This window comes from Aequorivita sublithincola DSM 14238 (assembly GCF_000265385.1).
Lineage (GTDB): Bacteria > Bacteroidota > Bacteroidia > Flavobacteriales > Flavobacteriaceae > Aequorivita > Aequorivita sublithincola.
Genome location: NC_018013.1, coordinates 329,556 through 345,980, shown reverse-complemented (window position 1 = coordinate 345,980; position 16,425 = coordinate 329,556). Strand labels below are relative to the sequence as shown.

17 protein-coding genes are annotated in these 16,425 nt (G+C 36.4%); 5 read left to right on the top strand and 12 right to left on the bottom strand.

What is annotated here, in order from left to right:
- Positions 1 to 70 precede the first annotated feature (70 nt).
- From AEQSU_RS01675 to AEQSU_RS01625, 10 genes are all read right to left on the bottom strand, one after another.
- Positions 71 to 523, bottom strand: coding sequence for a hypothetical protein (locus AEQSU_RS01675; protein WP_014781116.1), 453 nt, complete (start codon positions 521 to 523; stop codon positions 71 to 73).
- Positions 520 to 1,338 carry a GTPase gene (locus AEQSU_RS01670; RefSeq protein ID WP_014781115.1) on the bottom strand — a complete coding sequence of 273 codons (819 nt, stop codon included), beginning with the start codon at positions 1,336 to 1,338 and terminating at the stop codon, positions 520 to 522. Before AEQSU_RS01670 ends, AEQSU_RS01675 begins: the two co-directional genes overlap by 4 nt.
- Before the next feature lie 61 nt (positions 1,339 to 1,399).
- Positions 1,400 to 3,238, bottom strand: a complete 1,839-nt coding sequence (locus tag AEQSU_RS01665; RefSeq protein ID WP_014781114.1) for an ABC transporter ATP-binding protein — start codon at positions 3,236 to 3,238, stop codon at positions 1,400 to 1,402.
- 154 nt (positions 3,239 to 3,392) lie between these two features.
- Positions 3,393 to 5,816 (bottom strand): T9SS type B sorting domain-containing protein, encoded by a 2,424-nt coding sequence (locus AEQSU_RS16050; protein ID WP_157429239.1) that lies wholly within the window; start codon positions 5,814 to 5,816, stop codon positions 3,393 to 3,395.
- A 227-nt stretch (positions 5,817 to 6,043) separates the two neighbouring features.
- Positions 6,044 to 6,880 (bottom strand): ABC transporter permease, encoded by an 837-nt coding sequence (locus AEQSU_RS01650; RefSeq protein WP_014781112.1) that lies wholly within the window; start codon positions 6,878 to 6,880, stop codon positions 6,044 to 6,046.
- A gap of 5 nt (positions 6,881 to 6,885) precedes the next feature.
- On the bottom strand, positions 6,886 to 7,782 hold the full coding sequence (locus AEQSU_RS01645; protein WP_014781111.1) for an ABC transporter ATP-binding protein: 897 nt from the start codon (positions 7,780 to 7,782) through the stop codon (positions 6,886 to 6,888).
- A gap of 187 nt (positions 7,783 to 7,969) precedes the next feature.
- Positions 7,970 to 8,404: an SRPBCC family protein gene (locus tag AEQSU_RS01640; RefSeq protein ID WP_014781110.1), complete on the bottom strand. Its 435-nt coding sequence runs from the start codon at positions 8,402 to 8,404 to the stop codon at positions 7,970 to 7,972.
- 293 nt (positions 8,405 to 8,697) lie between these two features.
- Positions 8,698 to 9,213: a hypothetical protein gene (locus tag AEQSU_RS01635; protein WP_014781109.1), complete on the bottom strand. Its 516-nt coding sequence runs from the start codon at positions 9,211 to 9,213 to the stop codon at positions 8,698 to 8,700.
- A 46-nt stretch (positions 9,214 to 9,259) separates the two neighbouring features.
- A complete protein-coding gene (locus AEQSU_RS01630; protein ID WP_014781108.1) occupies positions 9,260 to 9,580 on the bottom strand; it encodes a hypothetical protein in 321 nt (106 codons plus the stop codon).
- A 99-nt stretch (positions 9,581 to 9,679) separates the two neighbouring features.
- Complete coding sequence (locus AEQSU_RS01625) at positions 9,680 to 10,636, bottom strand: DUF6602 domain-containing protein (RefSeq protein ID WP_014781107.1); 957 nt, start codon at positions 10,634 to 10,636, stop codon at positions 9,680 to 9,682.
- A 270-nt stretch (positions 10,637 to 10,906) separates the two neighbouring features.
- On the opposite strand from AEQSU_RS01625, the gene AEQSU_RS01620 reads away from it, so the two are divergent.
- Entirely contained in the window at positions 10,907 to 11,839 is a 933-nt protein-coding gene (locus AEQSU_RS01620; RefSeq protein ID WP_014781106.1) for a peptidylprolyl isomerase, read from the top strand.
- Positions 11,840 to 11,928: 89 nt separating this feature from the next.
- Positions 11,929 to 12,465, top strand: coding sequence for a YfiT family bacillithiol transferase (locus AEQSU_RS01615; protein ID WP_014781105.1), 537 nt, complete (start codon positions 11,929 to 11,931; stop codon positions 12,463 to 12,465).
- Positions 12,466 to 12,526: 61 nt separating this feature from the next.
- Here the strand turns inward: AEQSU_RS01615 and AEQSU_RS01610 are convergent, their stop codons facing one another.
- Complete coding sequence (locus AEQSU_RS01610; protein WP_014781104.1) at positions 12,527 to 13,084, bottom strand: thioredoxin family protein; 558 nt, start codon at positions 13,082 to 13,084, stop codon at positions 12,527 to 12,529.
- A gap of 176 nt (positions 13,085 to 13,260) precedes the next feature.
- Between AEQSU_RS01610 and AEQSU_RS01605 the strand changes: the two genes are divergently transcribed.
- The 3 genes from AEQSU_RS01605 (at position 13,261) to AEQSU_RS01595 (ending at position 14,596) form a co-directional block, all read left to right on the top strand.
- A complete protein-coding gene (locus AEQSU_RS01605; RefSeq protein WP_014781103.1) occupies positions 13,261 to 13,572 on the top strand; it encodes a hypothetical protein in 312 nt (103 codons plus the stop codon).
- Positions 13,562 to 13,900, top strand: coding sequence for a tRNA-binding protein (locus AEQSU_RS01600; RefSeq protein WP_014781102.1), 339 nt, complete (start codon positions 13,562 to 13,564; stop codon positions 13,898 to 13,900). Before AEQSU_RS01605 ends, AEQSU_RS01600 begins: the two co-directional genes overlap by 11 nt.
- A gap of 186 nt (positions 13,901 to 14,086) precedes the next feature.
- On the top strand, positions 14,087 to 14,596 hold the full coding sequence (locus AEQSU_RS01595; RefSeq protein WP_052309008.1) for a DUF6265 family protein: 510 nt from the start codon (positions 14,087 to 14,089) through the stop codon (positions 14,594 to 14,596).
- Between the two features lie 3 nt (positions 14,597 to 14,599).
- Here the strand turns inward: AEQSU_RS01595 and AEQSU_RS01590 are convergent, their stop codons facing one another.
- Positions 14,600 to 16,216: a SulP family inorganic anion transporter gene (locus AEQSU_RS01590; RefSeq protein WP_014781100.1), complete on the bottom strand. Its 1,617-nt coding sequence runs from the start codon at positions 16,214 to 16,216 to the stop codon at positions 14,600 to 14,602.
- Positions 16,217 to 16,425: the final 209 nt, after the last annotated feature.

The following is a 16,425-nucleotide window of genomic DNA, read 5'->3' as shown; positions in this document are numbered from 1 at the left end:
CGTATTGAAGGCAATAAATATCTTTCAAAATTCATAAAAATGTTTTTAGTGAATTAAGTCACATTTAATTCTATCTATTAGACTGTGAACCTAAAAATATTATTGGAGAAATTAACCAACTAATATTGTTTATTTTTGTTTCAGAAGTAAGGTTTTCATCAAAAGCAAGTTTATATATATCAAAAATTATTCTATTAATTAATTTTTCAATTTCTGAATTTATATTAGAATAAGAATTTTTTTCACTCCAAACGGTTAAAACTTTAAATTGACGATTTTCTACATTAACTTGAGACTTATCGAAATAGAATGAAATATAATCACTCCAACAATGATAATAACCACTATTACCATAATTAAATCTTTGGCCAGCAATTTCATTGTTTGTATAAATCAAATTCGCATAACCTATTAAATCATTATTAGATTGATTGCTTTTCACAATTACACCTTCATTAATACCTGTAGGGCCAACTATAGCAAATTGAAAATTTGGTGATTCTATTATTATTGGTAATTTCATATTTTTAAATTTTTTATTAATTCATTTAAATCGCTATTAATTCGATTAGAATAACAATCAGAGGTAACATAATTCGCAAAACTACCCGTATTCCAACGATTAACTTCCTCAATAAACCAATTATTTAAAATTTCTCTTTTTTCTTCTTTCTCATTAACCCAGAGATCTCTTTTGTTCAAAAGTAAGTGAACTTGTTTTAATTTAAGTTTCTCTTGATTAAGTAAATTTCTGAATTGATTATTTAAATTAGAAATTTCTTGTAGTCGATTTTGTTGAAATTCTTTAGAATCATCTGAACTATTGTGATCCATTAATATTATTAATATTTCTGAATTTTTTATAATATTAAATTGTTCGGGTGTATTATTACCTGGACCATCAATTAATGCAAAATATTTGATTGGGTATTTTCTTGTGCTACATATAATAGCAGCCGTAATTTGAGTTCTAACCTTTGAATATGAGGATTGTGTAATATTTTCTGTTAATGTAGTTTTTCCAACACTAGAAGGACCTACGATACCAATTTTGGAAACAGATGGAATTAAAAAGTTTAAAGTTTCTAATGTTATAGTATCCCCTAATATTTTTTTAGTTTCAATTTTTTTCTCTGGCCAAGATTTATATAGAGTTATAATTATTGAAAAAATCATAAGGATATAGCCAATTAAAACTAAGGTACTCGAATAATTTTCTTCGGTAGTATAACCCCAAATTAAGAGAGCTAGACCTATTGGAAATATTATGGAGATAAATAGGGAATATTCTTTCAAATTATGGAAAAACATATTCCATTTTCTTTTAAATAGTCCCATATATAATTCCTTTTATTAAATAATTACAAATATGCAACTTTATTCTTCACAAAGAAAAATCCTACTGATACCCCGCCGCCTGCAACTTAAACAAATCCGCATACAATTTTGGGTTTTTCATTAACTGTTCGTGCGTGCCCAGCTCCAGCACTTGACCGTTTTGCAATACCAAAATACGGTCTGCCATACGTACGGTGCTAAAGCGGTGGCTAATAATAATGCTGGTCTTGCCTTTGGTGAGGGCTATAAAGCGTTCAAAAACATCAAACTCTGCTTGGGCATCCAGCGCGCTGGTGGGTTCGTCCAGCACCATAATGTCTGCATCCTTCATATAGGCGCGTGCCAGTGCGACTTTTTGCCATTGACCGCCGCTCAATTCGGTGCCTTTGTAAAACCTTCTGCCTAAGCGTTGTTCTAGGCCGTATGCCATTTCGTTCACTACCTGTTCGGCAAGACTTTTACTGGCGGCGTAGCTTATTACTTCGTCGTTTTGTACTTCGTCTATATTGCCCACGGCTATGTTTTCGCGCAGGGTAAACTCGTATTTAAAAAAGTCCTGAAAGATTACGCCAAAACGTTTTCGGTAGGCGTCCACATCAAATTTGTCTATGTTGATGCCGTCCAACAGGATTTCGCCCTGCGTGGGTTCGTAAAAACGGAGGAAGAGTTTTATAAGCGTGGTCTTGCCCGCGCCGTTTTGTCCTACGAAAGCCATTTTTTCGCCAGCGTCTAGTTTGAAGGTTACACCTTTTAGAACTTCGGTTTCGCTGCCGGCATAAGCAAAATGCAGATCGTTAACCTGAAAACCTTGGGTTATGGTTTTGGGCATAGGGGTTTTTGCTTCGGAAGTCTGCTCGACAGTTAAATCTATAAAATCGAAATAATCTTTCAGATAAAGCGCGCTCTCGGAAATACGGGTGAAGCGCGAAAAGAAACCCTGCAAGTTGGCACGCAAGCGATTAAACGAACCAGAAAGAAAAGTTAGTTCTCCAATAGTAATAAATCCGGTAAGCACCCTTAGAATTATATAAACGTAGGCGCCGTAATAACTAAGCACGCCCAAAATATTAAATAGCGAACCATAAAAACTCTGCTTGAGCGACAGTTTTTTGTTGATGAGGTAATAATCAGTTGATAGATTTTTAAAGCGTTCCGCAATAAAATCGGTCAGGCCGAAAAGCTTTATTTCCTTGGCGGTTTGGTTGTTGGCGCCAATGAAGCGGAGGTAATCCAGCTCGCGGCGTTCGGCAGTCCAACTACGAGCCAACGAATAGCGCGTACTGCTGAATTTGGCTTCATTTATAAAAGAAGGAATGATACTGACGATAAGAATTAGTATCAGAATAGGTTCAAAATAAACCAATCCTGCAATCAGGGAAATCATCGAAATAAGGCTTTCTGCCTGTCCCAAAGCGTTACTCATTAAATCTACACGACTATTGGTTTGGGTTCGGGCGCGTTCCAGTTTGTCGTAAAACTCTGGGTCTTCCAATTGCGCAATTGTCAGTTCGGCGGTTTTCCGAATTATTTTTTCCGAAGACATATTGGAGTATAAATCGCCCAAAAGTCCGTCGGTTAAGTTTATTAATCTTCCCAACAAATCTGAAAGTACGGCGACGGAAAATTCGATGATAACGTAATTCCAAAGCGTGGTGAAATCTTTGTTTGGCAGCGAAACTTGAAGGATTATTTCATCAATAATCATTTTTCCTACCCAAAGGATTACTACAGGCGTGAAAGCATTGATAAGCCTACTGAAAGCGTTTAGTAAAAACAGTTTTGGGCTGCTACGGTATATTTCCCTAAAAAAACGCGGGATGGTTTTTAAGGCTTTAAAAGAATCCTTGACGCTGGTTTTCTTTTCTTTATCGGTGATCGATTTTGGTTGGGGTCTGGGCATTTCTGGTTATGAGTTCGGAGTTGTGAGTTATGAGTACAGAAGCCATAAATCATAATTTTTTAATTCAAAGATAAAGCTATTCTAAAAAAGCTATGAACTATCTGCTTGCGGAATTTATGTTTTTACAATTCTCTTATTGAACTATAATTCCTCCTTAATAATTCACATAAACCCACCCAATAAAAGGCTCTGGATATTTAGGGTCGTTAAGTGCCAAAACATAATAATACGTTCCTACCGGCACGGTTTCACCTCTAAAGAGAAGTCCTTTTGTTGCTACGCCGTTCCAAAAACCATCGGCGTTGTGGGCGGTATGGATTAGATTCCCGTTGCGGGAGTAGATGCTTAGTTCGAAGTTTTCGTAAATGTTTAGCAGGTTGCTAATTTCAAAAGTATCGTTGATGCCATCATTGTTCGGTGAAAAACCTTGTGGAATAAAGGGCGCGCACTTTTCCGTAGTCAATTGAAAAGAAGCTGTGGTAAAGCAGATTTCGTTTTCCAGTCGCACATAAATCGTCTGAGGATTTGTGTCGTTTTCGAATTCTGAAGGATTGGAGATTGGGTTGGTATTTTGTAAAGCATCTTCCGAAGTTGTGAAATATTGCACTACATCATCCTGCGCAGTGCGAATTAAATCGTCTTGTACCGTTAAGTCGAAAATAGCTTTTTCAAAACCTTTTTCGCACTCCAAAAGATTTGGCAAATTGGGAATGGGAGGGATGCTTTCAAATGAAATGATTTGCGTAAATGTATTGTTGTCTTCAAGCAATTCTTCTACAGAACCAATGCCGTTGCCGTCATCATCCACCACAACGGTTATTGAAAAAGTATCGGGTAGACTTTCAGATAAAAGCAGTGCTATTTCACCAATTTCACTTTCGCCGATTGGAATACTGTTTTGTGTTTTTGAAAGACCAATTAAAACTCCTTCCGCATAAAAAGCTATCGAAGTATTTGCAGGAAGCGGAGCGGTGGCTTCCAAGTTATAAACCGTAAACGGAAGCAATAAAACCCGGTCGCGGCAAGCGGAAATTTCAGGAATTACAATCGTGGCATCAGGCAAAGGGCAAGGGAGAACTTCCACCGTAAAACTAGCTATCAAAAAACAATCTGGGTTTGAAACGCGGATGAAAATAGTCTGTGGATTTTCAGTATTTTTAAAGGTTTCAGGGTTGAGAATTGGGTTTAAATTGTTCTGAGCTTCTACTTCTGAAAGATGAAAACTCAATGTGTAAATCGGCTCTATTTGTGAAGTAGCCTCGGTTAAATCAAAAATCTCTTCCCCAATAATGTCGCAGGTTTCCAGATTGTGAAGTCCTTTGATGATAGGGTTTACAAGTAAATGAATTGAGGTTTCGGCTTCGTTGTTTTCTTCGTTTGTTTCGTTAACAATTCCGGTTCCGTTGCCGGTATCGTCAACTACGACTTTCAGAATAAAATCTGCTTCAATATTAGTGGGAATTGTGAACGTAATACTTCCGCTTTCCTGCCCATCAATAGCTATAGCAGCAACTGTTTCAATTTGGGCTACTAAAGTTTCATTTGCATAAAAAGCGATGGGCGTTTTTGCAGGTAAAATATCTGTGCTATTCAAATTATAAACCGTGTAATCTACCGTAAGTTCTCGATTGCCGCATTCTGTGTCGCCAATTACTTTATCTATGGAAATGGTTGCATCGGGCAATTCAGTGTTTAGAACGGTGATGATGTTGTTTACCATCACGAAATCCTGTCCGCTGGTAAGTTGAATGGTAGCTGAAGTATCGCCCGTGTTTATATAATTTGAAATAGGATACACGTCAATATCCATATTGTAAAGCACATCACTTCCCGTAAAACTATTGGTGCCATTGAAGGCATTATCCGCAGGATTTAAGGGTGGATTGCTAAGAATATTGCCATTAATACGAAGCGTTTCATTTACTGAAATGCCGCGATCGCCTTCCCAAGCAAGGAAACCGATTTTGGCGCCTTGAGTGTCTAAAACCATAAGATTGTTCAAGGTAATATCTAAGGTTTGGTTGTTTCGGTTAACGCTTTCCAGACCGTCAAAAACATTCACTTGGTTACTGGGAAGGGTTGCATCTTCATAAACCACGGTGACTGCCCAACCGCCAAAATTTGTCCCCGAACCCGGCGGACTGCAATATTCAGGAATAACTTGCGTGAGGTCTAAATCTGAAAGTGTATAGTTGCCATTTCCAGTGTTTTTGATTTGTTGGGTAATATCTGCAAAGGCGGAAAAATATATATAATCCTGACCACTATTATAAATAACATTGAAAGTGCGTTCGGCAGTTATAGGAACTTGATTAAAAGTTACATCAAAATCTCCAGGACCAGAACCTGCCCAATAAAGATAAGCCGCAACTACTTGTTGATTAGATTGTAACTGAAAATTGGCGCTACTGCTGGTAAGAATGAAACATTGACCGCCTTGTCCGTTTTCTTCAGTATTTAAGGTGTTTCCGAAAGCGAGATAGTCGTAATGCCCGTTGAATTGTTTGTACAGCGCAATATCCTGTGAAAAAACCACAGAGGAAAAGAACAGAAAAAGTATGAAAATTGAATGCTTCAAAAGAAAAACCAATAGTTGATTGTTCGCTAAATATACTTAAAAATGACGCTCTATTGTTTTAAGAAGATAGGTTTTTATAAAACTAAGTTCTCTGTGTATCTCTGTGTATCCCTGTGTTTCCTCAGCGCAACTCTGCGTTATAGTTATTACGCAGAGTCACACAGAGAGTCGCAGTCCCGATAGCTATGGGTATCGCAGAGAAAAAATATGAAGAGAAGATTTGCTTTTTAAAGGTCTCTTTTCTTAAGAATGGCGTAGGCCCAGTAGACAAAAAGAGCCGTCCAGACTAAAACAATCAAAACATTAAGCCAAGTAACGTGATAGTCTTTTGTGAAATTTTCTCCCAACTGGTTTGCGGCAGATTGAATAGCTCCCAAGCGGCTTAAAGGTTCTTTGATGAGGTTTGCCATTGCATTTAAAGGAAAGAACTGAGCAACATTATCCGCGATTTCTGTACCTTTAAAAAACTGCCATTTCATCAAGCCATAAAGAAGCCATTCCACTATCTGCCAAACAAATAGAAAGCCGAGGGCAAAGGCAGAACGCTTCACCAAAACGCCAAGAAAAAGGCAGAAAGAGAAAAATGCAACGAGTTTTATGAAATAGGCGCCAATGTATTCCATATCGCTAAAAATGATGCTGATTTCATTATAATCTGAAAAACTTAAACCTAAAATCAGTGATACTAAAAATATGAATATCGTTGAAATAGAGGCAAAAAGTAGTACAGTGAGAAACTTTGAAAGCACAAATTCCCGCTTGCTTAAGCCGTCAATTAGGTTTTGTTTTAAGGTGCGGTAACTGTATTCATTACTCATCATTGACACAATCACGATGGCCAAAAATAATTTTAAAATGGCCGCCATATAAGTGGTAAAATGCCAGATATACGGAAAGTTGAAAATCCCTTGATCCGCCACGCGAAAGTGAATATTTCCAAAGTTAAATTCTATGGAAGCGATAAGTGCGATGAAGGTAATAAGCACGAAATAAATGATTGAAATAACCTTTGCCGAACGGTTATAACGCAGCTTTTGCAGTTCTATATTTAATAATCGTAGCATCGTGATTAGTTTTGTTTGGTTAGTTCAAGGAATTGTTCTTCAAGGCTTTCCTTGCGTTTCACAAGGTGCGAAAGGGTAATGCCTTTTTCAAAAAGAAGTTTGTTTACTTCTGAAGCATCCATTGGTATGTTGAGGTAGGCTATTAAATAATCACCTTCTCGTTTTACCGTTCCAAAAGTGGAATTTCCTTCCACAGCATTTTGAAGCAAGTCCATATTATTACTCTGCATCGTGAGGAAACCGTGACTGGCGTTCATCCCGTCCACGCTGCCAGAATAAAGACTAACTCCTTTCCGAAGAATAACTACGTGCGTACACACTTTTTCAACTTCATCTAACAAATGCGAAGCCAGTAAAATGGTTGTTCCTTTTGAAGCAATGGTTTTAATAATTTCTCGAATTTGATGAATTCCTTGTGGGTCCAAACCGTTTGTAGGTTCGTCAAGTATCAATATTTCAGGATCGTTGAGCAATGCCGAAGCGATTGCCAAACGTTGTTTCATACCTAATGAAAAGGTGCTGAATTTACTATCCTTTCGGTCAATCAAACCAACGAGCTGTAACTTTTCAGTAATTTTTACTTCGGAAACTTCTTTTATTTTACAAACCAATTGCAGGTTTTGAAACGCCGTCATATACGGGTAAAAGTTGGGGCGTTCAATGATGGCGCCTACTTTCTTTAAAGCGTTGTGGGTGTCAATGTTGCCATTAAACCACTGAAAGTTGCCAGCAGTTTTGTTTACTACATTTAGAACGATTCCTAAAGTTGTGCTTTTTCCACTTCCATTCGGTCCGAGAATACCGTAAACGTTGCCTCTTTCAATTGAAAAGGAAAGATTATCCACGGCTGTTAGCGAGCCAAATTTCTTGGTAAGATTGTTTATTGTGAGAATGTTTTCCACGAGATTGGTTTTGGTCCCGATAGCTTCGGGAGGTTGTTTGTATGACGAATGGGTTGGGGGTTTGTTACAAATTTTTGAAAGGGATTAGCGAAGAGCGACTAGGGATGGGGAAATTATTTAAAATAAATAGTAACTGTTTTATATACGGCCTAAGTTGGTTTTTACCACATTACTTTGATGAGGTGCATTATTTCTCACATTCTTTTTTCATTAATTCAAGCCAATTGGTCATTCCGTTTTCAAGTGTTTTTTGAAATGATTTCCTAAATAATTTGGCTAAAAATCCCTCCATACTTTCTGCTACCAAAACCGTAGTTCCATTTTCTGTTTCAGTTAAATTCCAATTGTGAATAGCATAAACACCTAAAACTTTTCCTGTCCAACCAAATTTATTTTTCGGATTATAAGTATGGATTTCAGAGTGAAGTTTTGTGCCTCCCGTTTTCCAATCAAACGTTTGAGCTTTTCGGATTTCGCCATTAATTTTTGATTTAGAAATGTCAGAATTCCAATTAGACCAATTGTCGATATCGGTCAATATTTGCCATACTTTGTCAATGTCTGAATTTATAATAATCGATTTTTCGGCTTTAACTGGAGCGGAATTATTTATTGGTTTCATATTTTCAATTTTACGTTTTATTCCGTTTTATCTTTATTGTTACTATTAGAATAGTGTCCGTTTTATTTTTCTTTCAATATTTTTCTTTAATGCATTAGAACGGTTTAGCTATGAGTAGTGCGTGGCAAACGCGCCGTTATATTTCCCCCACGCGATTAGCCAAATCTTTTTGTTTTGCTTTATCATTTTCGGCAAAAGCCAAATCCAAAAGATTTGGCGGTGTTCATAAATACGCTCAGACCCTTCAGATAGGAACCTAAGTCCATATTACTTATAGGTTTTGTTGTAGAGTGTTATTTTTCTCCAGATATTCCGTTTAACACTTTAGTTTCTAGCAAGTCCAATTCTAGCTCGTATTTATATTTTGGCAAATAGGTCCAGTATTCCTCCGCATTTTTGGAGTCCCTTTTTAGAACGATGTCCAAGGTGTCTATTTCCGAAATAACATTAATCACGTACTTCGTTTCGGGATGAGATTTTTTGGTGAAATACCAACCATTTATCTTTGACAAATCAGTTAAAAATTGCTCAGAGTCCACATTCGTTTCTTGACCATTGATAAATATTTTTGAATTAGTCTTCATAGCACTTTCTGCTCTTTCCTCTATTTCAAAGCGTATAGCACTTGCTATAATAAAGTTCATTCCAAGAATTGAAAAACCTGTGATGAAAAGAAGTCCTATTCCGATTAGTCCTTTTTTTCTGTATCTAGGTTTAAATAAAAGACCAATGGAAATAAAACCAATCACAAACAATCCAAAAATTAGGTAAACTGTATATTGCCTTAATCCAATTAAAAATTCAATCACTTCTGGAAGTTTTTTAATGCTCTACAACGTTGTTATGCCCTGGCTTTTAATTCTTAAATATGAATTTACCATCTTTAAATTCCGCTTCCTGTTCTATAGCTATAAAATCTTTTATAGAATCATCCTTACTTTCGATATAGTAAACTAAACGATATGGTATTGTAAACTTTTTCTTAATGAAGTTTTCAAGCTTCACTTTTTCATTTTTTAATTCTAACCTAAATGAAACTTCCTTCATGGCATATTTCCCTTTGGGTAATGTTAATTTATTTTTAAAATAATCATCAGAAATTATCACGTCATAATCTCCTGGATTTTCCGTTCTAAGCCAGAATGAAATTATTCCAGTTTTTCCCTCTTGCGACAATTTTAATTGTTTGTCCTTTTCATCTCCATCATAAGCTTTAATTTTTAAAAAGGGTTTTCCTTTTTCTTTTTTCGCACTTTGTAACTTGGTTTTCTTTCTTTAGGCAGTATCAAATATTTGTCCAAAACTTGGACGATTTTTGTCATTAAAAGCAATACCTTCTAAAGAACTCAAAAGCTTAATGCAAAAATCAGCAAAATGACTTCTTGACCATGACAAGTTTATAGATAGGATATCTGTTCCATACATTGTCCCATAAGTTTTTGTAAAAGACCAAGTGTTTTCACTGGTTTTTACTAATTTAATACCTGCAAATTGCTCATCTAAGGTTAAATTATCTTCTTCGTTGTAATAAATTCCTAACTCATCAATTGGTTTTGCTAATGGCTTGAGTTTTACTTTTATTTCTGTACTATCAGGTTTTTCCTTTGGATCCAATTGATGTAAATCTATTAAGCCAGTACAAGTTTCGTCTCCTTCAAATCTTAACACAGTGCCTCCAGTAAATCCAAAAATTTCATTCCCTTTAAATAGCTTTTTAATAATCAGTTCATCATTGTTGTGTTTTAATTTAAGGTCAATGAAAATCATACCGCAATGGTACAAAGGGTTTAATTGCTCCTTGAAATTAGATGTTTGATTTAATTTATTAATTGAATCAGTTACATTTTCCTTGTTTAATCTTGATTTTACCTCATATACCGCTAAAATGTATTTTGCAGGAATTGCTCTATATTTTCCTTGTTCGCTATCATCTTGATTCCCCTCAACCCAAAGTATAGGTGAGTCTAGTTTATTATAAATGATTATATCGTAATGATATATTTTACCACTATCATCGTATAAATTTGGTATTATATAGCCCGATGTTACGCCGAATTTTTTTGGAAGAAATTCAGCTAACCATTTTCTTAAAGATGCTTCTACACCAATTCCATGAGCAACTTTAACAGGACGGTTTTCGATTAGTTCAAGTATTTTATCAAACTCTTCTAGAATGTCTTTTCGGTTGCGATGAAATTCTTTCCATCCATGTTGTCCATAATTATTTTTCATTGAAAATTAAATAGTGTTTCTGGTTTGTTAGAGTTTTCGTTAGCTTGGGCATAACATGCGGATAAATACAACTGTTGCATTTATTCAAATTATATCCTTAACTTCAAATATACAAATTTACCCCTTTCAAACCCCTCATCGCAAATATCTCATCGTTCGTCCCTATTAGCTCTTGATTCTTGGCTCCAATTTTAAAACTTCCAACTTCGTATTTCCCACTTCATACTTCGTATTTTATTACCTTTGCACTTCAATTTAAAAACACACACAATGCAAGACGGAATTTACGCGAAAATAACTACTGAAAAGGGAGAAATCCTTATAAAACTTACACACGACAAAACTCCTGGAACGGTTGGAAACTTTGTTGCTTTGGCTGAAGGAAATTTAGAAAATAAAGCAAAACCACAAGGAACGCCTTATTACGACGGTTTGAAATTTCACCGAGTGCTTCCAGATTTTATGATTCAAGGCGGCGATCCAAAAGGAACAGGTTCTGGCGGACCGGGTTATGATTTTGAAGATGAGTTTCATCAAGACCTTCGTCACGATACCCCGGGTGTGCTTTCTATGGCAAACTCTGGTCCAGCGAGTAACGGAAGTCAGTTTTTTATTACTCACGTTGCTACACCTTGGTTGGACAATAAACACACCGTTTTTGGAAATGTTGTTGAAGGACAAGATGTTGTTGATAGCGTCGCGCAAGGCGATACAATGAAAAAGGTTGAAATTATTCGTGTAGGCGAAGAAGCTAAAAATTGGAACGCTGTTGAAGCTTTCAGAAGTTTTACTGGTGAAAGAGAACAGCGCATTTCAAAAATGAAGGAAGCGCAGGAAGCAGAATTAAAGAAAGTTTCAGAAGGTTTTGATAGAACCGATAGCGGACTTCTTTATAAAATAATCCAAAAAGGAAGCGGTAAAAAAGCTGAAAAAGGAAAGACTGTTTCTGTACACTACAAAGGTGCATTAACAGATGGAACTGAGTTTGATTCATCTTACAAAAGAAAAGAGCCAATCGATTTTCAATTGGGCGTTGGGCAAGTAATTTCGGGTTGGGACGAAGGTGTAGCGTTATTGCAAGTAGGTGATAAGGCTCGTTTTGTGATTCCGAGTCATCTAGGGTATGGCGAGCGTGGCGCTGGTGGCGTTATTCCTCCAAATGCTACTTTGATTTTTGATGTTGAATTGATGGACGTAAAATAAGGGATTAAGCAATACATTATAGTTATTAGTTATTCGGGATTTGTTAATTCGAATACCGAATCCCGAATTAACGAATCCCCAAAAATTAAATGAATATAGAAAAACTTAAGTACCCAATCGGTAAATTCGATTGTCCTTCAAACATTACTGCTGAAATTCTGGAAGCTTGGATTTCTATTTTGAAATATTTTCCAAATAGATTAAATAATTTGGTGAGCAACCTTTCCGAAGTGCAATTGAATACACCTTATAGACCAGAAGGTTGGACGGTGCGGCAAACAATTCATCACATATATGATAGCCATCATAACGCCTATACACGTTTTAAATGGGCTTTGACGGAAGAAACACCAGTAATAAAAGTGTATGATGAAAAAGCGTGGGCAGAAACGGCTGACGCTAAAAATGCACCAATTGAATTGTCTTTAGCTGCAATAAGCGCTTTTCACGCAAAATGGGTTTATTTATTGAAGGGATTATCAGAAGAGCAACTGTTGAAAGAATTTCATCATCCACCAAGAGAACGAAATTATACCCTTCAAGAAACAATAGGAAGTTATGCTTGGCACAGCAACCACCATTATGCACACATTGAGAATTTGATGAAAAGAGAAGGGTGGAAGTAGTTCGTTAATTTGGGATTCGTTACTTCGAATTAACGAATCCCAAATTAACGAATTCACAAACTCACTCTTTCCACTTAATACCACACCCAAGACTAGGTTTTTGATCTTTCCGCTGAGGGTTATTGTTTAGAATATTATCCAGAGCTTCACGAAGATCACGGCCATTTACGGGAATTCTATTTCCAGGACGGCTATCGTCTAATTGTCCGCGATAAACTAATTTAAGTTCATCATCAAAAAGATAGAAATCTGGGGTGCAGGCTGCATCATAAGCTTTTGCTACCTCTTGGGTTTCATCATGTAAATATGGAAAAGGATAGCTGAGCTTTTGAGCTGTTCGCCACATTTCAGCGGGAGAATCTTCTGGATATTTTATAGCATTATTACTATTTATGGCTACAAAACCAAAACCAATTACTCTGTAATCATTACAAAGACGAACAATTTCATCATTAACATGTTTTACAAAAGGACAATGATTGCAGATAAACATAACCACAGTTCCTTTTTTACCACGGACATCTTTTAGCGAAACAGCATTATTGGTAACTGCGTCAATTAGTGTAAAATCGGGTGCTTTGGTTCCTAATGAAAGCATTGTAGATTCTGTGTCGGCCATTTTTCTTCTTTTCTATATTTGTTGTAAATAATGGTCTAAAGTTACGATTTTCGAATGGTTATTGAGGTATTGATACGGAGACTTAAAAACTTTTAAACTCCTCAACTCTTAAACTTTTTTAAAAATTTTGTCAGTAAACAATATCTCCATTAACTTTAAAAACAAAACCAACTATTATGAAAAACTCATATTCATCACTTTCAATAGCAATTGCAGATTTACAAAAAGAAGGCTTTATCGAAGATTTCAATCTTGTGGCAGAAGGCATAGAATCAAAAAACCTTAAAAAACAATGGAAAGCGGGCGAGTTAGAAGTTGTAAAGTTTTATCGTTTTGAAGGAATGACAAATCCTGGCGATAATACTATTCTTTATTTAATTGAAACCCAAGATGGAAAAAAGGGTTTACTAGTTGATGCTTACGGCGCCGATCAAGGCGAGATCTCTCCAGAAATGATTCAAAAATTGAAATTACACCATGACGAATGATCTTTCTTGGTCTGATTTTGAAAAGGTCGAAATGCGAGTGGGAACTATTATTGAAGTCAACGATTTTCCCGAAGCCAGAAATCCTTCTTACCAACTTCTAATAGATTTTGGAAGTGACACAGGGCAGCGCAAAACTTCGGCTCAGATCACTTTACTTTATTCGAAAGAAGAATTAGTAGGTAAACAAGTTGTTGCTGTTGTAAATTTTCCAAAGAAACAAATCGCTAATTTTATGAGTGAATGTCTTGTTTTGGGTGCTGTGGAAGGAAAAAACGTAACACTCTTGCAACCTGGAAAAGAAGTTCAGAATGGTCTGAGAATTTTATAACCCATAAACGTTGTGGTTTTCTGTGTTTCCTCTGTGAACCTCTGTATTATAGCTATTCCACAGTCCCAATAGCTATCGGGATCACAGAGGAAAAATTTATTTCTTTCCAAATTCAACTGAATCAATAAAGAACTATTATTGTCAAAACCTTTTTTTGATACCTTCGTATTCCAAAGCCTAATCTTTATGAAAAAGTATTTTCTTTTAATAATTCTTTCTTTATTGTTGAATTCCTGTAAAAACAATTCCGAAGCAGAAAAAGTTGAAACAGAAATCTCAACTAAAAATTTCGAAAAAATAGACCAACTTCAGTGGTTATTAGGAACGTGGACTAATGAATCTGAAGAATCCTTTTCACAAGAAACTTGGTCCAAAGAAAATGACAGTACTTATACCGCTTATAGTTTTGTAGAAGCAAACGGCGAAGTTGTTTTCGCTGAAACTATGGCTTTGGAACAAAAAGCAGATGATTTGCAATTAACCGCTGCAACCGCAAATCAAGAAGATTCAAAACCAGTTACTTTTAAATTGATTTCTTCGGAAAAAGGACAATTTACCTTTGAAAACAAAAATCACGATTTCCCCCAAAGAATTATTTATACAAATCCAGTAAAGGATTCACTTCACGCCTGGATTGAAGGAAACGTAGCTGGTGAAGCAAAAAAAGTTGATTTCACATTCTCTAGAAAAAATTGATAATTATGCCTCCGCATCCAAAGTATCCGTAACCACATAATAGCGCGGATCTTCAATAGAATCTTCAATAATAGTTTCAAATTCAGGGTTCCATTTTAGTAGAAGCAATTTACAATCTGGGCTGAGGTGAGTTAGCTTAATTTGTTTACCGCTATCAAGATATTTATTGGCGATATTTCGAACCGCTTCAACTCCAGAATGGTCTGAGATTTTTGATTCTATAAAATCAATTTCTATTGAATTTGGATCAGTTGAAACATCAAATTTACTATTAAAAGTAGTAGTTGAACCAAAGAAAAGCGGTCCCCAAATTTCATAAACCTTTGTTCCGTCTTCTTTAATTCTTTTTCTTGCACGAATTTTTGTAGCACTTTTCCAAGCAAAAACCAAGGCGCTCATAATAACTCCTACAAACACTGCAATTGCTAAATCCTGCCAAACGGTAACTGCGGAAACTGTAATCAAAACAATGGCATCTGCCAAAGGTATTTTATGAAGAATCCTAAAGCTACTCCAAGCAAAAGTACCGATAACTACCATAAACATTACGCCAACAAGCGCCGCAATCGGTATTTGTTCAATTAAAGGAGCACCGAACAAAACGAAACACAACAATGCAATTGCTGCCGTTGCACCAGAAAGTCTTCCACGACCGCCAGAACTTACGTTAATGATGGATTGTCCAATCATTGCGCAACCGCCCATTCCTCCAAATAAACCGTTCAAAATATTTGCGCCACCTTGCGCTACACATTCTCTATTTCCGCTTCCGCGCGTTTCGGTCATTTCATCTATTAAATTTAGGGTCATTAAAGATTCAATTAAACCAACGGCAGCCAATAAAAATGCTGTTGAAAGTATTAAATCCCAATGGCCATTCAATGTATCTAAAAACCCAAAAATCTGGGTTTGGAATACAGGAAGCGAACCTTCCAATCCCTTTCCACCACCATCACGGATAAAAGAACCAACAGTGCTAACATCAAGATTTCCGAAAATGGTTATTCCCGCTACTACTATAATGGCGATTAATGCCGCTGGAATTTTTTTGGTAAGTTTTGGCAATCCAAACATAATACCCATTGTTAATCCTACTAAAGCAAGCATAACCCAAAGGTCAAGACCTGTGAGCCACTGCGGAACTGTACCGCGGCTTTCTTTAAATAATCCTAATTGAGAAAGGAAAATTACGATTGCCAAACCATTCACAAAGCCCATCATTACTGGATGCGGAATAAGCCTAACAAATTTTCCAAGTTTAAGAACGCCAGCCATAATTTGAATGGCGCCAACAAACAGAAGCGTTATAAAAAGCCATTGTAAGCCAAGATATTTAACGGGTTCTGCCAGAGCCAATCCAACTTCGTTACCTTGTTGAATTAAATGCACCATTACCACCGCCATTGCTCCAGTTGCACCAGAAATCATTCCTGGGCGACCACCAAACAAAGCAGTTACAATCCCCATAATGAAGGCACCGTACAATCCAACCAATGGATCAATACCTGCAACGAAAGCAAAGGCAACTGCTTCTGGTACTAACGCCAAAGCTACGGTGAGCCCAGAAAGTATATCATTTTTAGGGTTTTGCGTGAAGGATAATAGATATTTTGCGAGCATTTTGTTTTTTTAAAGGCGGCAAAGATAGGGTTTTCAAAATAGAGTCAAGACCGCTTTGCTGAAACCTGCCTGCCAGCAGGCAGGGGCTTAAGATCGCTTCGCTATAGGACATAAGATGTAAGACTAAATAGGTTTTGAAATTGGAACAAAAATTCTAAAAAACAAATTCCAAATCCAAAATATTAATCGATCGATGGTCATAAAGGTGG

Bases quoted from the DNA above. Each gene is read 5' to 3' on its own strand.
- AEQSU_RS01675 (WP_014781116.1), bottom strand. From the start codon at position 523: ATGAAATTACCAATAATAATAGAATCACCAAATTTTCAATTTGCTATA.
- AEQSU_RS01670 (WP_014781115.1), bottom strand. From the start codon at position 1,338: ATGGGACTATTTAAAAGAAAATGGAATATGTTTTTCCATAATTTGAAA.
- AEQSU_RS01665 (WP_014781114.1), bottom strand. From the start codon at position 3,238: ATGCCCAGACCCCAACCAAAATCGATCACCGATAAAGAAAAGAAAACC.
- AEQSU_RS01650 (WP_014781112.1), bottom strand. From the start codon at position 6,880: ATGCTACGATTATTAAATATAGAACTGCAAAAGCTGCGTTATAACCGT.
- AEQSU_RS01640 (WP_014781110.1), bottom strand. From the start codon at position 8,404: ATGAAACCAATAAATAATTCCGCTCCAGTTAAAGCCGAAAAATCGATT.
- AEQSU_RS01625 (WP_014781107.1), bottom strand. From the start codon at position 10,636: ATGAAAAATAATTATGGACAACATGGATGGAAAGAATTTCATCGCAAC.
- AEQSU_RS01620 (WP_014781106.1), top strand. From the start codon at position 10,907: ATGCAAGACGGAATTTACGCGAAAATAACTACTGAAAAGGGAGAAATC.
- AEQSU_RS01615 (WP_014781105.1), top strand. From the start codon at position 11,929: ATGAATATAGAAAAACTTAAGTACCCAATCGGTAAATTCGATTGTCCT.
- AEQSU_RS01610 (WP_014781104.1), bottom strand. From the start codon at position 13,084: ATGGCCGACACAGAATCTACAATGCTTTCATTAGGAACCAAAGCACCC.
- AEQSU_RS01605 (WP_014781103.1), top strand. From the start codon at position 13,261: ATGAAAAACTCATATTCATCACTTTCAATAGCAATTGCAGATTTACAA.
- AEQSU_RS01600 (WP_014781102.1), top strand. From the start codon at position 13,562: ATGACGAATGATCTTTCTTGGTCTGATTTTGAAAAGGTCGAAATGCGA.
- AEQSU_RS01595 (WP_052309008.1), top strand. From the start codon at position 14,087: ATGAAAAAGTATTTTCTTTTAATAATTCTTTCTTTATTGTTGAATTCC.
- AEQSU_RS01590 (WP_014781100.1), bottom strand. From the start codon at position 16,216: ATGCTCGCAAAATATCTATTATCCTTCACGCAAAACCCTAAAAATGAT.